Origin of the sequence: Streptoalloteichus tenebrarius (genome assembly GCF_024171885.1) — a bacterium.
Lineage (GTDB): Bacteria > Actinomycetota > Actinomycetes > Mycobacteriales > Pseudonocardiaceae > Streptoalloteichus > Streptoalloteichus tenebrarius.
The window spans coordinates 15,756-29,693 of record NZ_JAMTCP010000030.1 but is presented as its reverse complement, the minus strand read 5'-3'; the positions used below and the strand labels follow the sequence as shown (position 1 = coordinate 29,693).

Annotated in this window: 12 protein-coding genes and 2 pseudogenes; 8 read left to right on the top strand and 6 right to left on the bottom strand. The window is 70.8% G+C overall.

The genetic code is table 11. The annotated features are described in order from the left end of the window. Nucleotides 1-52: 52 nt before the first annotated feature. Nucleotides 53-481, bottom strand: a complete 429-nt coding sequence (locus tag LX15_RS22035) for a MerR family transcriptional regulator (RefSeq protein ID WP_253671580.1) — start codon at nucleotides 479-481, stop codon at nucleotides 53-55. 241 nt (nucleotides 482-722) lie between these two features. Here LX15_RS22035 and LX15_RS33620 point away from each other — a divergent pair. Further along, nucleotides 723-1,118: pseudogene (locus LX15_RS33620) on the top strand (MFS transporter); the annotation flags it as partial. A gap of 61 nt (nucleotides 1,119-1,179) precedes the next feature. Further along, nucleotides 1,180-1,521 carry an MFS transporter gene (locus LX15_RS22025; protein ID WP_253671529.1) on the top strand — a complete coding sequence of 114 codons (342 nt, stop codon included), beginning with the start codon at nucleotides 1,180-1,182 and terminating at the stop codon, nucleotides 1,519-1,521. Between the two features lie 209 nt (nucleotides 1,522-1,730). On the opposite strand, the gene LX15_RS22020 is transcribed toward LX15_RS22025, so the two are convergent. The 3 genes from LX15_RS22020 to LX15_RS22010 all read right to left on the bottom strand — a co-directional run bounded on the left by LX15_RS22020 (nucleotide 1,731) and on the right by LX15_RS22010 (nucleotide 4,777). Further along, entirely contained in the window at nucleotides 1,731-2,207 is a 477-nt protein-coding gene (locus tag LX15_RS22020) for a DUF6319 family protein (RefSeq protein WP_253671528.1), read from the bottom strand. A gap of 252 nt (nucleotides 2,208-2,459) precedes the next feature. Then, nucleotides 2,460-4,043: a sensor histidine kinase gene (locus tag LX15_RS22015; RefSeq protein WP_253671527.1), complete on the bottom strand. Its 1,584-nt coding sequence runs from the start codon at nucleotides 4,041-4,043 to the stop codon at nucleotides 2,460-2,462. Beyond that, nucleotides 4,040-4,777, bottom strand: a complete 738-nt coding sequence (locus tag LX15_RS22010) for a response regulator transcription factor (protein ID WP_253671526.1) — start codon at nucleotides 4,775-4,777, stop codon at nucleotides 4,040-4,042. Before LX15_RS22010 ends, LX15_RS22015 begins: the two co-directional genes overlap by 4 nt. Nucleotides 4,778-4,986: 209 nt before the next feature. Between LX15_RS22010 and LX15_RS22005 the strand changes: the two genes are divergently transcribed. Continuing rightward, nucleotides 4,987-8,154 (top strand): efflux RND transporter permease subunit, encoded by a 3,168-nt coding sequence (locus tag LX15_RS22005; protein ID WP_253671525.1) that lies wholly within the window; start codon nucleotides 4,987-4,989, stop codon nucleotides 8,152-8,154. 617 nt (nucleotides 8,155-8,771) lie between these two features. Here LX15_RS22005 and LX15_RS22000 read toward each other — a convergent pair. Next, nucleotides 8,772-9,278, bottom strand: coding sequence for a DinB family protein (locus LX15_RS22000; RefSeq protein WP_253671524.1), 507 nt, complete (start codon nucleotides 9,276-9,278; stop codon nucleotides 8,772-8,774). 382 nt (nucleotides 9,279-9,660) lie between these two features. Between LX15_RS22000 and LX15_RS21995 the strand changes: the two genes are divergently transcribed. The 4 genes and pseudogenes from LX15_RS21995 to LX15_RS21980 all read left to right on the top strand — a co-directional run. After that, on the top strand, nucleotides 9,661-10,428 hold the full coding sequence (locus LX15_RS21995; protein WP_253671523.1) for a DddA-like double-stranded DNA deaminase toxin: 768 nt from the start codon (nucleotides 9,661-9,663) through the stop codon (nucleotides 10,426-10,428). After that, nucleotides 10,416-10,853: an Imm1 family immunity protein gene (locus LX15_RS21990; RefSeq protein ID WP_253671522.1), complete on the top strand. Its 438-nt coding sequence runs from the start codon at nucleotides 10,416-10,418 to the stop codon at nucleotides 10,851-10,853. The genes LX15_RS21995 and LX15_RS21990 overlap by 13 nt, the downstream gene beginning before the upstream one ends. A gap of 117 nt (nucleotides 10,854-10,970) precedes the next feature. Beyond that, nucleotides 10,971-11,225 carry a hypothetical protein gene (locus LX15_RS33615; RefSeq protein WP_372502775.1) on the top strand — a complete coding sequence of 85 codons (255 nt, stop codon included), beginning with the start codon at nucleotides 10,971-10,973 and terminating at the stop codon, nucleotides 11,223-11,225. A gap of 98 nt (nucleotides 11,226-11,323) precedes the next feature. Then, nucleotides 11,324-11,584 (top strand): annotated as a pseudogene (locus tag LX15_RS21980) (MMPL family transporter); the annotation flags it as partial. Between the two features lie 162 nt (nucleotides 11,585-11,746). On the opposite strand, the gene LX15_RS21975 reads toward LX15_RS21980, so the two are convergent. Continuing rightward, nucleotides 11,747-12,067 carry an ArsR/SmtB family transcription factor gene (locus LX15_RS21975; protein ID WP_253671521.1) on the bottom strand — a complete coding sequence of 107 codons (321 nt, stop codon included), beginning with the start codon at nucleotides 12,065-12,067 and terminating at the stop codon, nucleotides 11,747-11,749. A 202-nt stretch (nucleotides 12,068-12,269) separates the two neighbouring features. Here LX15_RS21975 and LX15_RS21970 point away from each other — a divergent pair, with 202 nt between their 5' ends. Further along, complete coding sequence (locus LX15_RS21970) at nucleotides 12,270-13,859, top strand: beta-N-acetylhexosaminidase (protein WP_253671520.1); 1,590 nt, start codon at nucleotides 12,270-12,272, stop codon at nucleotides 13,857-13,859. Nucleotides 13,860-13,938: the final 79 nt, after the last annotated feature.

Here is a 13,938-nt window from a genome sequence, read left to right as displayed (position 1 = left end):
TCACGGAATCGTCAGTCCCTGGAGCGCCGCGCCCGCTCCGCCGACCCGCCGGTCATGACGCGGTCGCCATCCCCTGGTGGTTCTCCCGAACGCCCTCGGCGCGGTCTCCGCTGTCGCCGCTGTTGTTGGCGCGCACGATGTCGAGGTACTCGGCGACGGCGTCGCGGTTCCGGGTCAGGCACTCGATGCGTTGGGTCATGCGGTCGCGTTCGTGTTCCAGCATCGCGATCATCTCCGGCGTGGCGTCGGAGAAGTGGATGACCCGGGGTTTGTTGAGACAGGGCAGGATCTGCTTGATGATCCGGGTGGGCAGGCCGGCGTCCAGCAGTCCCCGGATCTGCATCACGCGCTCCACCGTGTGCTCGTCGTATGAGCGGTAGCCGTTGGCGCAGCGGCTGGAGACGATCAGCCCCTGTTCCTCGTAGTAGCGCAGCAGCCGCCGCGGTGTCCCGGTCCGCTTCGACAGCTCCCCGATGCGCATGTGCTCGACCCCCCACAGCGTCACGTTGACGTTCACATCAGTGTGACGGTTTGAGCATACGCACCATGCGTAACTGCGGTACCGCCAGCGCCGAAGGCCCCAGCGAACACGCGACCGGCCGACCACCCCTGCCGGCCTTGCTCGCGTTGGCCACCGCCGCCTTCGTCACCAGCCTGACCGAGACGCTGCCCACCGGCGTGCGGCCGTGGTCACGCGGTTCGCCGGGGGCGTGGCCGCCGGCATGGCCTGGTCGCTGCTGGCCGGGTACGCCCGCCGCATGGCGCCCGCCCACCTTCAGGGCAAGGCGGCCCTCCAGGGCAAGGCGGCCGCCGTCGCCATGACCGGCATCCCGCTCGTCCTGGTGTTGGGCGTGCCGGCGGGCACCTTCCTCGGCGGGGCGCTCGGCTGGTGGGTGGCGTTCGAGGTGATGACCGCCCTCGCGGTCGTCGTGATCGTCTGGATCATGGCGGTCGTCCCCGACCACTCGGGGCAGGGGCGGGAACGGTGGGTCCCCCTCGCGCGGACGCTCGCGATCCCCGGCGTCGCCCCGGTCCTGGCCGTCACGCTGGTCTTCGTGCTGGCGCACGCGATCCTCTGCACCTACGTCGCCACGTTCCTCGACGGCGTCGGCATGGGGAGGTCGGTCGACCTCGTGCTGTTGGTCTTCGGCGTCGCATTGCTGGGGGCGCATCTGGGTCGTGGGGCCGCGCATCGACCGTCGGCTGCGCCTCCTCAGCATCGGAAGCGCGTCCCTGGTCGCCGTGGCGGCGATCCTCGCGGTGCTGGCCGCCAGTCCCGCCCCGGTGTTCGTGGCCGTGGCGTGGTGGGGGCTCGGGTGGGGTGGAGGGCGCCCTGCTCCAGACCGCCGTCGGCGACGCCACCGGGGCGCGGTCGACGCGGCACAGGCCGTGCTCGTCACGCTGGGGAACGCGGCGATGGGCGTCGGCGGCGTGGTGGGCGGCGTTCTGCTCGACCGCGTCGGCTCGGCCTCGTTCCCCTGGGCGTGCTCGTGCTCATGGTTCCGGTGCTCGCGGTGGTGATCGGTGCGCGCGCCCACGGCTTCCCACCGAGGGACGTGAGGGCGAGGCCTGACCTCCGCGCGTCCAACACTCCCAGGTGTTCATGCTGTGAGAAAGCGCTGTGGGCGCACGCGATCCGGTCGCGTGCGCCCACAGCGTCGTTCAGCGCCGTTCGGCGTTCAGTGCCGCTCGCCCGCCGTTCAGAGCTGTTCGGCGTCCGAGCGGCGTGGTCACTCGCCCAGCTCGGCCAGGGCCTGCTTGACGCGCTCCAGCTCCGCCTCAAGCTGCTCCATGCGGGCGCGGTGCTGCTCCCTGGCGGCGGACAGGACCGTCTCGATGCCCTCGGAGATCTCCGGGTGCAGCTCCTTGGCCGCCCTGGCCACCGCGGCCGCCGGCACCGCCAGGCCACGGACCACGCGGGTGGTGCCGTGGACCAGGTCGGCCTGCCAGTCGCCGTCCTCGGTGCCGGTGACGGTCAGGGTGAGCGCCACCGTGCGGGTCTTGCGCGCGGTGCTCTTCTTGCGGGAGCGCCCCTCGGTGGCGCCCTCGCCGGCGGCCGGCGTCGCGGTCGGCGTGGCGGCCGGCCGCTCGGCCTCCGGCGTGGCCGGCTGGGTGGGCTGGTCGCTGGTCACGGGCGCCGGGCTGTCGCTCGCGCCGTGGTCCTGCTGGCCCTCGATGTCGTGCTGAGCAGGGGAGTCCGAGCCCACGATGGTTGCTTCCTCTCGACCGGGTCGACTTGTCTGACTGACGACGTGCCGCCGGCGGACCGGTGGACACGCAGGGCGCATGCTAGAACACTCGTTCGACGCAAGATCCTCTGTGTCCGGTGTGGACGGCGTGCCCCGGCGCGACCGGTCGAGCGGGCTCACTCTAACGGCCGCCGGCCGCCCGACGGCGGCCAGGGTTTCCTTCCAGCGCGACGGATTCCGGCCCGGCGGGCCCGGTCGTGTTCGCCCTCGTCATGCCGGCGGGGCGCCCCCGGAACCCGAGGAGAGGGCCGGCCGGGACTCCCGGTCGGCGGGCTCGGGCGCGTCCTCGTCGGCGAGCGGCAGCGTCACCCGGAAGGTCGCGCCGCCGCCGGGCGTGGGCAGGTACTCCACCCTGCCCCGGTGCGCCGTCACAATGGCGTCCACAATGGACAGACCAAGCCCGGTGCCGCCGTAGCCGGTCCGGCTGTGCGGCCGCGTCCTGGCCGGGTCGCCCCGGTAGAAGCGCTCGAAGACCCGTTCGGCCTGCTCCCTAGTCAGCCCCGGCCCCCGGTCGACGACCTCCAGCACCCCGTGCCGCAGGTCCTCGTCCACCCCGACCCGCACGGTGATCGGCGTGCCAGCCGGCGTGTGGCTCAGCGCGTTGCCCAGCAGGTTGGCGGCCACCTGGTGGAGCCGCGCCTCGTCGCCGAGCACGGTGGGCGGCGGGGCGTCGTCGTCCCCGGACTCCGGCAGGATCACCAGGCTCAGCGGGCGGTCCGGGTCGACCACCCGCGCCGACTCGACCGCCTCCACCGCCACCGGCACCAGGTCGACCGGCTCCCGCCGCCACCGGCGCTCCTCGTCCATCCTGGCCAGCAGCAACAGGTCCTCGACCAGCAGGCTCATCCTGGTCGCCTCGGTCTCGATCCTGGACACCAGCCGCCGGGTCTCCTCCTCGTCCCGCACCGCGCCCTGGCGGTACAGCTCGGCCAGGCCCCGGATGCCGGCCAGCGGCGTGCGCAGCTCGTGGCTGGCGTCGGCGACGAACCGCCGCAGCCGCGCCTCCGAGTCCGCCCGCTGCCGGAACGCCCGCTCGATCTCGGCCAGCATCGTGTTGAGCGTCGTGACCAGCCGGCCGATCTCGGACGGCCGCGCCCCGGCCTCGGGCACCCTGCGGGACAGGTCGCCCCCGGTGATGATCGACTCCGCCGTGTCCTCCACGTCGTCCAGCGGCCGCAGCGCCAGCCGCGCGACCCCCCGGCCCAGCGCGGCCAGCACCCCGAGCACGACGAGCGTGACCACGAGTTCGATCAGCACCAGGCGCCGCGCGGTGGCCTGGCGGAACGTCGCGTCCACCGCGACCAGCGCGACCCCCTTGTCCCCCGCCAGGGGCCGGACCTGCACCCGGTAGGTGGCCTCGTCCTCCCCCGAGGCCGTCCCCACCTCGAACGGCCGATCCCCCCGTTCCCGCGCGGAGGCGAGGTCCAGCGCGGGCAGCGCCGGCGGGGGATGGTCGAGGGACCCGGCCAGCCGCACCAGCACGCCGCCGTCGGCCGCGAGGTACTCGATCACCATGTCCTTCGGCACCACGCTGCGGACGTCCTCGTCGACGGGCTCCTCGTGGTGGATGTTCGGGTCGAAGCCCTGGCGCTCCAGGTTCCCGAGCTGGCGGTGCGCCGACGCGAGCGCGTCATCCATCTGGGAGGTCAGGTAGTCGCGCAACAACACGATCGAGGCCGTGTTGGCGCCGAGCAGGCCCACGGCCGACAGCGCGAGCACGCCCACCAGCAGGCGCGAGCGCAGCGAGAACCGGCCGGCGCGGCGGCGGCGCTGGCTCGTCCGACGCGGGCTCATGCGCGCGGCAGCCGCAGGCTGTAGCCGAACCCGCGCAGCGTGTGGATCAGCGGCGGGTCGACCGTGTCGATCTTGCGGCGGAGCAGGCTGATGTAGGACTCGACGATCCGCGCGTCGCCGGCGAAGTCGTACCGCCACACGTGGTCGAGGATCTGCGCCTTGCTGAGCACCTTGTCGGCGTTGAGCAGCAGGTAGTGCAGCAGCTTGTACTCGGTGGGCGACAGCCGCACCAGCCGGCCGGCCCTGCGGACGTCGTGCGTGTCCTCGTCCAGCTCCAGGTCGGCGAACCGCAGCACCCCGTCGTCCCGGTCCTCGCCGGGCTCGGCCAGGTCGGCGTTCGTGCGCCGCAGCACGGCGCGGATGCGCGCGACCACCTCCTCCAGGCTGAACGGCTTGGTGACGTAGTCGTCGCCGCCGATCGTCAGCCCGGTGATCTTGTCCTCGGTGGCGTCCCGCGCGGTGAGGAACACCACGGGCACGTGCGCGCCGCCCGCGCGCAGCCGCCGGGTCACCGCGAAGCCGTCCAGGTCGGGCAGCATGACGTCGAGCACCAGCAGGTCCGGCTGGAACTCCTCGGCCACCGCCAGCGCCGCGGTGCCCGACTCGGCGGTCCGCACCTCGAACCCGACGAACCGGAGGCTGGCCGAGAGCAGCTCCAGGATCGTCGGCTCGTCGTCGACCACCAGCAGCCGGGTCCTCCTGCCGCCGTCCCGTCCGCTCGCCCCCGCCGTCATCACGCGCCCTCCTCGTCGTCGCCGTGACCGCCGCTCAGCGTGGACCGGGAACCTGGAAACCCGCTGAACGCCTGTGGCCCGTGTCGCCTGTGATTTTCAGCCGGCTTTCAGCTTCGTTGGAGCTGGTGTTCGGCGCGGCGTGTTGGGCTGGTCAGCGTACGTCCCACGCCCGTCCCACGGGGTGTCTCTTAAGGGGGAGAGAACCGCCGATGTCCGTGCTGGCCAGACTCAGCCTCGCCCACCGTGGCCTGATCGCGTTGATCGCGGTCGCGGTCACCGGGTTCGGGGCATGGGCGATTCCGTCGCTGAAACAGCAGATGCTGCCGGACCTGGAGTTCCCGGCCGTCTTCGTCAGCTCAGCCTATCCGGGCTCCAGCCCGGCGACCGCCGAGCAGCAGGTCACCCTGCCGATCGAGAAGGCCGTGCGCGGGGTGCCCGGTGTCAAGAAGGTGACCTCGTTCTCCCAGTCCGGCATGTCGACGGTGCAGGTGTCGTTCGACTACGGCACGAAGATCGCTGACGCCAGCAGCCACGTGGAGCGGGCGATCAGCCAGGTGCGGGGCACGCTGCCCACCGGCGTGGACCCCCGGCTGGTCACCGGCAGCACCTCGGACATGCCGGTCATCCAGATCGCCGCGACCGGGCCGGGCGACCAGCAGGAGTTCGCCAGGAAGCTGCGCCAGCTCGTGCTGCCGGACATCCAGGCGATCGAGGGCGTGCGGGAGGCGAGCCTGACCGGCGCCCGCGACCCCGTGGTCACCATCACGCCCGACCCGGCGAAGATGGCCCAGGCCGGCCTGAGCCCCGAGGTGCTGGGCGCCGTGCTCAAGGCCAGCGGGCTCCCGCTGCCCGGCGGCACGCTGACCCAGGACGGCAAGTCCTCCACGGTCTCCGTGGGCGGCACCTTCACCTCGCTCGACGAGATCCGCGACGTCTACCTCAACCCGGCGGCGATGGGCGGCGGCGCCGGCGGGCAGCGCGGCGGTGCGGCTCCGGCCCCCGTCCGGCTCGGCGACATCGCGACCGTGGCCAGGGGCGAGACGGAGTCGACCACGCTGACCAGGACCGACGGCAAGCCGAGCCTGGGTGTCGCGGTGACCGCGACGCCGGAGGGCAACGCGGTGCGGATCTCGCACGCGGTCAGCGACCTCCTGCCCAAGCTCCAGAAGTCGCTGGGCGACGGCGCGAAGCTGACGGTCGTCTTCGACCAGGCGCCGTTCGTCGAGCGCTCGGTCGAGGGCCTCACCACCGAGGGCCTGCTCGGCCTGGTCTTCGCGGTGCTGGTCATCCTCGTGTTCCTGATGTCCGTGCGGTCCACGCTGGTCACGGCGGTGTCCATCCCGCTGTCGGTCATGATCGCGCTGATCTCGCTGTGGATCGGCGACCTCTCGCTCAACATGCTCACGCTCGGCGCGCTGACGATCGCCGTCGGTCGCGTCGTGGACGACTCGATCGTCGTCCTGGAGAACATCAAGCGGCACCTCGGCTACGGCGAGCGCAAGCGGGACGCGATCCTCACCGCCGTGCGCGAGGTGGCGGGCGCGGTCACGTCCTCGACGCTCACCACGGTCGCGGTGTTCGCGCCGATCGCGGTGGTCGGCGGCATGGTCGGCGAGCTGTTCCGGCCCTTCGCGCTGACCGTGACCGTGGCGCTGCTGGCGTCGCTGGTCGTGTCGCTGACCGTCATCCCGGTGCTGGCGTACTGGTTCCTCAAGCCGTCCGCGCGGCAGGGCGAGGACCCCGAGCGGGTGCGGGCCGAGGCCGACGAGCGGGAGCGGCGGGGCGTGTTGCAGCGCTCCTACGTGCCGGTCATCCGCTGGTCGCTGCGGCACAGGGCGGCGACGCTGGCCATCGCCGTCGGCATCTTCCTCGGCACGATCGCGTTGGTGCCGGGTCTGAAGACCAACTTCCTCGACAGCGCCGGCGACAACTCCTTCAGCGTCAGCCAGGAGATGCCGGTCGGCACCAGCCTGGAGAGCACGGACGCGGCCGCCAAGCGCGTCGAGGACGTGGTCTCCAAGGTGGAGGGCGTGAAGTCCTACCAGGTCACCGTGGGCGGTGGCGGCGGCTTCAGCCTGTCCTCCGACTCGGCCAAGGCCAACTTCTCGATCACCACGGACGCGGAGGCCGACCAGGCGAAGATCGAGCGCACCCTGCGCGACCGGCTCGGCGCGCTCAAGGACGCCGGCCGGCTCACGGTGCAGGCCGGCGGCGGCGGTGGGGCCGGCAACTCCAAGCTGGAGGTCGTCGTCCAGGCCCGCGACGAGGCCGTGCTGCGGTCGGCCGCCGAGAAGGTGCGGGCCGTGGTCGCCGAGACGCCGGGCACGCGCGACGTGAGCAGCAACCTCGCCGACAGCGCGCCCATGGTCGACGTGAAGGTGGACCGGCAGGCGGCGGCCCGGCACGGGCTCACCGAGGCGCAGATCGGCCAGGCCGTCGGGGAGGCCTTCCGGGGCGGCACCGTGAGCAGGGCCGTGCTCGACGGCGTCCAGCAGGACGTGGTGCTGCGCGCGGGTCCGGCCCCGGCCAACCTCGACGCCCTGCGCGCCCTCCAGGTGGCGGCGCCCACCGGGCCGGTGCGGCTCGACGCGGTGGCCCAGGTCAAGGCGACCACCGGGCCGACGCAGATCAACCGCATCGACGGCGCGCGCAGCGTCACGGTCACCGCGAACGCGGGCGACCAGGACCTCGGCTCGGTCACGGCCGAGCTGACCCGGCGGCTCCAGGCGCTGTCGCTGCCGGCCGGCGCGACCTACACGCTCGGCGGCGCCTCGTCCGAGCAGCAGTCCGCCTTCTCCGACCTCGGCCTCGCCCTGGTCGTGGCGGTCGCCCTGGTCTTCGTGATCATGGTCGCGACGTTCCGCAGCCTGGTGCAGCCGCTGATCCTGCTGGTGTCGATCCCGTTCGCCGCGACCGGCGCGCTCGGCCTGCTGTTGGTGACCGGGACGTCGCTGGGGGTGCCGGCGCTGATCGGCATGCTGATGCTGATCGGCATCGTCGTGACCAACGCGATCGTGCTGATCGACCTGGTCAACCACTACCGGGCCCAGGGGATGGGCATCACCGAGTCGGTCGTCGAGGGCGGCCGGCACCGGCTGCGGCCGATCCTCATGACCGCGGTGGCCACCATCTGCGCGCTGCTGCCGATGTCGCTGGGCCTGACCGGCGACGGTGGGTTCATCGCGCAGCCGCTGGCCGTGGTGGTGATCGGCGGTCTGATCAGCTCGACGCTGTTGACCCTGGTCGTGGTGCCGGTCCTGTACTCGCTGGTCGAGGGGGCCAAGGAGCGGGCGCGGCGCCGGCGTGGCCGGCGGAACCAGCCGCCGGCGGAGGAGTCCGTCTCCGACGCCAGGGAGGCCGTGCCCTCGGGCGCGTGAGCAGGGGCGCGCCTGAGCGTGGCGCCGGGGTCCTTGGGGGGATCCCGGCGCCACTTCCGTTCTTCCGGCTTTCCCCGGCGCGACCGACACCACCGTGCGCCCCTTCTCGAACGCCCTCGTCGAACGTCCGTCTTGGATGTCTTCCCGGTTGTCCCTCTCGGGTGCCCTTGCCGACAGTCCTTGTCGCGCGTTCTCGACGAACGTCCTTCTCGACGGTCCTTGTCGGATGTTCTTGTCGAAGGTCCCTCTTGGAGGTCCTTGACGGGTGTCCCTCTCGACGATCCTTCTCGAACGCCCTCGTCAGGCGCTTCGCGACAGTCCTTGTCGCGGTCCTGGTCGGGGTTGTTGTCGGGGTGTTGTTGGTCCGGTGTCCTGGTCGGGGTTGTTGTCGGGGTGTTGTTGGTCCGGTGTCCTGGTCGGGGTTGTTGTCGGGGTGTTGTTGGTCCGGTGTCCTGGTCGGGGTTCTTGCCGGGATGTCGTTCGTCAGGTGGCCTCGTCGGGGTCCTTCTCGGATGTCCGCCTAGGTCCTTGTCGGAGGTCCTTGTCGGTCACTCCTGTCGGACCCTCTTGTCGGTTGTCCTCGTCCGATGTCGAGGGTGACCGCCTCGGCCCCGGTCTCAGACGTCCCTGTCGAGGGAGGTCGCCCCGTCCAGCGACTCGCGGATGATGTCCGCGTGCCCGGCGTGCCGGGCCGTCTCCTCGATCAGGTGGTGCAACACCCAGCGTGCCGACCAGTGCGCGCACTCCGGGGCCGCGCAGGCCTGGCCCAGGTCCTCGACGCCCGCCACGATCTCCTCGGTCTCCCGCGCCGCGGCCGCGTAGGCGTCGAGCAGGGACGGCACGGTCTCCTCCGGCGAGGGCGTGAACTCCGCCTCGCCCCACCCCTCGATCGGCCACAGGCCGGGCAGCGGCCGTCCGGCGAGGCCCGCGACGACCCAGCGCCGCTCGGTCCGGACCGCGTGTCGGAGCAGGCCGGCCAGGGACAGGGAGCTGGCGCTGGGCGTGGAGCGCGCCTGCTCCTCGGTCAGGCCGTTGAGCGTGGCGCGCAGCGCCACCCGCTGCCGGTCGAGGAAGGTCAGGAGCGCGGTGCGCTCGTCGGGAACGGGGCCAACCAGGTATGCCATGTGCGGCAGCTTCCCCCGAACCACCGACAGCGCGCCGTCCGGACGGCCTCATCGCGCTGAGACCCCGGCCACTCCCGGCAAGAACCGCTCCGCTCGCGACAGAACCTGCCGTGACGGCGTCGTCACGGGCCGACGCAGATCACCGTCGATCGGGCTGTAGATCTTGGGGACGCTCCCGCACAGGCTCCCGGCGACGAGGAACTGCCCCGACCAGGGCCCACAGCCACGCTCTGCTGCTCAGGTGCCTCCCTTGTGCTGCTCTTCGACAGCATCCACATGACCTGGTTACCGGCGTGAGCTGCGGGCTTCTGCGGCGGTCGGGCGTCGTGTGCCGCCGCCCTGGCGGCTACGTGGTAACTGAGTGTCGCCATAGGATGACGGTGTGTCGATCAAGGACTTGGTCGCGCGGCTCGACGTGGTGTTGGACAAGATCGACGCCGCGCGCGCGTCGTTGAACGTGGCGGCGGACTTGATCGACGAGGCGAGTACGGCCTTCGGTGCCGCTATGTCCGGCACGGTCGCCTCTGACGCCTTACAGGCGTTGGCGTGGTTCGGGGAGGCGCAGCAAGGCGTTCGGTCCCCGCTCGCGGAGTTGAAGGCTGCCGAGGACGCCATACGCGCCTACCGGATGTACTCGGTAGGCGGCTCTACTGCGACCGGCTCCTCGGCGGGTTTAACGAGTCCGCAGGGGAACCGGTCGCGACCGTCTGAGGTCCCTTCAGACGTCTCGGCCCCAGTGACGCCTGAACGTGTCGAGGAGCTCCGGCGGGAACTGCCGCCACCGGTCGTTTCGAGCAAGGGGCAGAAGACGCACGGACGGTGGATCGACGCGGAGGGCAATGTTCACCGGGAAGTGAGTGGCAAGGACGAGAAATCGGAAGAGGCGCTACGGTTCTTTGAGGAAGAAATAAGGTCGCGACGTGTTCCCGTCACCGTCGTCGACGTGGAAATCAAGTTGGCCGTTCACATGCGAAAAAACGGCATTCGATCGACGGTGCTCGTCATAAACAACCTTCCTTGTCGAGGTCCGATGGGATGTGACGCGCTCATTCCCGTGGTCCTTCCGTCTGGGTATACAATGACTGTCCACGGCCCGAATGGATTTCGTCGGGTGTATAGAGGAGACGGAACGTCGAAGTGGGTTCCCTAGATGTTTACTACCTGTTCGAACACGACGAAAGCCCTGTGGTTGTGGCTACGGCTGAGGATGTGGACGCCCTGATTGACCGCGTGCGCTCCGAGTCGCCGCGGGAAGCGCCCATCCTGATGGACGTTCACCTGTCGGGAGATCCGTACACGCAAGGGCTGGACGTAGGCGTGTCAGACGGACGTGGCGTGGTTCGGTACGCGGGACGGGACTGGCCGCGTGGTGTCGTCAGTGTGAACGAGCAATCGTCCGGCGATGAAGAGGTGGCGTACTTCTACATGGGACACTGGCGGGGGTTCCCCGCGAATGCGGAGATTCCGCTGGAACTTGTGCGGGCGGCGGTGAAGGAATTTATGGAGAGCGGCGGGGCGCGGCCGACGTGCATCCGATGGCAACCCGAACCCTGGGGCGTGTCTGATGGATCTTGATGTTGGGGACCTGCGGAGTCCTGGTTCATGGGCAAGGAGTTGGTGATGGATGTGGCGCGGGGCGGTGTTCGAGCCGTTGTTGCCGGTTCGGTCGCCGCGTCGGGGCGGTAGGGAGGTGTGATCAGGCCTCGGGAGATCGGGGACATCGCCGACAAGGACCGGACGGGTGTGCTGTGGCGGGAGGTGCTGGAACGGTTCGATCCGTGGCAGACGCTGTATGAGCGGCTGTCACACGGGAGCGCGGACTGCACGCGGAGTCGCCTGGTCGACCAGGCCTGTGCGAGAGCGGGCCTGATCGACGAATGGGGCTGGGTGGTGTCGGTGGACTCCAGCCTGGTCCGAGCGCACCAGCACAGCGGCCCTGCCCGGTGACACGGGGGCTTGGTCGAATCACAGGAATCCGACCGCGGTTCCGGCTGACCACGCCATTGGACGCTCGTCCGGTGGCCTGACCACCACAATCCACCTCGCTGTCGACGGCAAGGGCGGCAGCCGCGGGCCTGCTCGGGTTCACCTCCGGCGGGTTCGTCAGCTCGCGGATCCCGCTGATCCTGTTCGTGATCCTGTTCGGGTTGTCGATGGACTGCCAGGTGTTCGTCGTCAGCCGGATCCGCGAGGGCGTCATGGCCGGTCTGCCCGCCCGGCGCGCGGTCATCGAGGGTGTCACCAGGTCGGCGGGCGTGGTGACCAGTGCGGCCGTGGTGATGGTGTCGGTCTTCGTCGGCTTCATGTTCGTCAGCCTTGTTGGAACTGAGGACGCCATCGCGGCGGCGTCGGCGCGGTGCCGCTGGAGGCGGAAGTACGACACCAGGATTGCCGTGATGCCGCCGATGCTGATCAGGACGATCACGACCGCGACGATCCCGCCGGTCATGTGGTGGTCCCCCTCGTCGTCATGCCTCGGAGTCGGCTTCCGCTCGCTCCTCATCCTCACGGAGTGCCGCCAGCACGGTGTCCACGTTCAACCGCACCTCGAACGGGGTGAGCTCGATGTACTTCATCGCCTTGCCGTCGGACGACAGTTCGAGTGTCCCCGCCACCAGACCGGCCTTCTCCAGCCGTTCCAGGTGCATGTAGAGCAGTGGACGGGACAGGCCGAGCCTGCGGGCCAGTTCGCTGACGTGCACGCGTCCCCTGGCCAGCTCACCGATGATCCGCAGTCGCTGGGTGTGCCCGATGGCGGCCAGCAGGGCCAACAGCTCCTCGCTGGTCACGGCACCTCCCGGAGCACCCGTAAGAAAAGGCTGACAGATGGAACAATAACTTGTCAATATTGTCGCTTTCGGGGTGGGGGCTGGGTGGGGGAAGGGTTTCGGCCGTTCGTCGCCTTACGGAGGTCCTGGCGCGGTGGTTTCGTCCCCTGTGGGTGACGATCACGCACCGTCGTCGCAGGGCCGCCGCCGGAAGGGACGACCGATGAGACACGCACGATGGCGTGGCCTGCTCTCCGTGCTCGTGGCGCCGTTGCTGGTGGCCGGTGTGGCGGGCGCGGCGTGGGCCGAGCCGACCGCGGCCGCGGCCGAACAGGTCACGCGGCTGACCGACGTGGTGCCGGCCCCGGTCGAGGCGCGGCCGACGCCCGGCGAGACGTTCTCCCTCAACCCCGCCACGCGCATCCAGGTCGACAGGGGCGCCGGCGACGTGGGCGAACAGCTCGCCCACCTCCTCCGGCGGTCCACCGGGTACTGGCTCCCCGTCGTCCCGGACCACGGGTTCACGAGCAACGCGATCGTGTTACGGCTGGGCGGCGCGGACCCCCGGGTCGGGGAGGAGGGCTACCAGCTCGACGTCACGCGGCGGTCGGTGGTGTTGCGGGCCAACCAGCCGGCCGGGTTGTTCGCCGGTGTGCAGACGCTCCGCCAACTGTTGCCGGCGAAGGTGGAGAGCGACCGGCCGCAGCGCGGTCCGTGGCGCGTGCCGGCCGGTCAGGTGCTCGACTATCCGAGGTTCGCGCACCGCGCCACGATGCTCGACGTCGCGCGGCACTTCCTCACGGTGGACGAGGTCAAGGCGCACATCGACCGGATCGCCCTCTACAAGATCAACCGACTGCACCTGCACCTGTCCGACGACCAGGGCTGGCGGATCGAGATCAAAAGCTGGCCGCGCCTGGCCACCTACGGCGGCAGCACCGAGGTCGGCGGCGGCCCCGGCGGCTACTACACGCAGGACCAGTACCGCGACATCGTCGAGCACGCGCGCCGCCGGCACGTGACGATCGTCCCGGAGATCGACATGCCTGGCCACACCAACGCGGCGCTGGCCTCGTACGCGGAGCTGAACTGCGACGGCAAGGCCCCGCCGCTCTACACCGGCATCGAGGTGGGCTTCAGCTCGCTCTGCGTGGGCAAGGACGTCACGTACCGGTTCGTGGAGGACGTCGTGCGAGAACTCGCCGCGCTGACGCCCGGCCCGTACCTGCACATCGGCGGCGACGAGGCGCACTCGACCCCGCCGGCCGACTACCAGGAGTTCATGCGGCGCGTGCTGCCCATCGTGGAACGCCACGGCAAGACGCCCGTGGGTTGGCACGAGATGGCCAAGGCCGCCACCCCGCCCTCGGCCGTGCTCCAGTACTGGGGCAGGGGGACCACCGACCGGGAGGTCGTGGAGGCCGCCCGGCGGGGGAACAAGGTGATCATGTCGCCGGCCAACCGGACGTACCTGGACATGAAGTACGACCCGAGCACCAAGCTGGGCCTGACCTGGGCCGGGTACATCGAGGTGCGGGACGCCTACGGCTGGGAGCCCGGCGGGCACCTGGCCGACCTGCCGGAGTCGGCGGTGCTCGGCGTTGAGGCTCCACTGTGGACGGAGACGCTGACCGACCTCGACGAGGTCTCCTTCATGGCGTTCCCGCGCCTGCCGGCCGTGGCGGAGCTGGGCTGGTCGCCGAAGGTCACCCGGAGCTGGGAGGGCTTCCGCGAACGGCTGGCCGCGCAGGGGCCGCGTTGGGAGCGGATGGGCGTCGCCTTCCACCGCTCACCACAGATCCCCTGGCGCTGACGGACGGGGGTCGAGGGCGGGGGCGCCTCCCGGCGCCCCCGCCCACACCCCCACGTCAACAAGACCGTCCTCTGTGGAC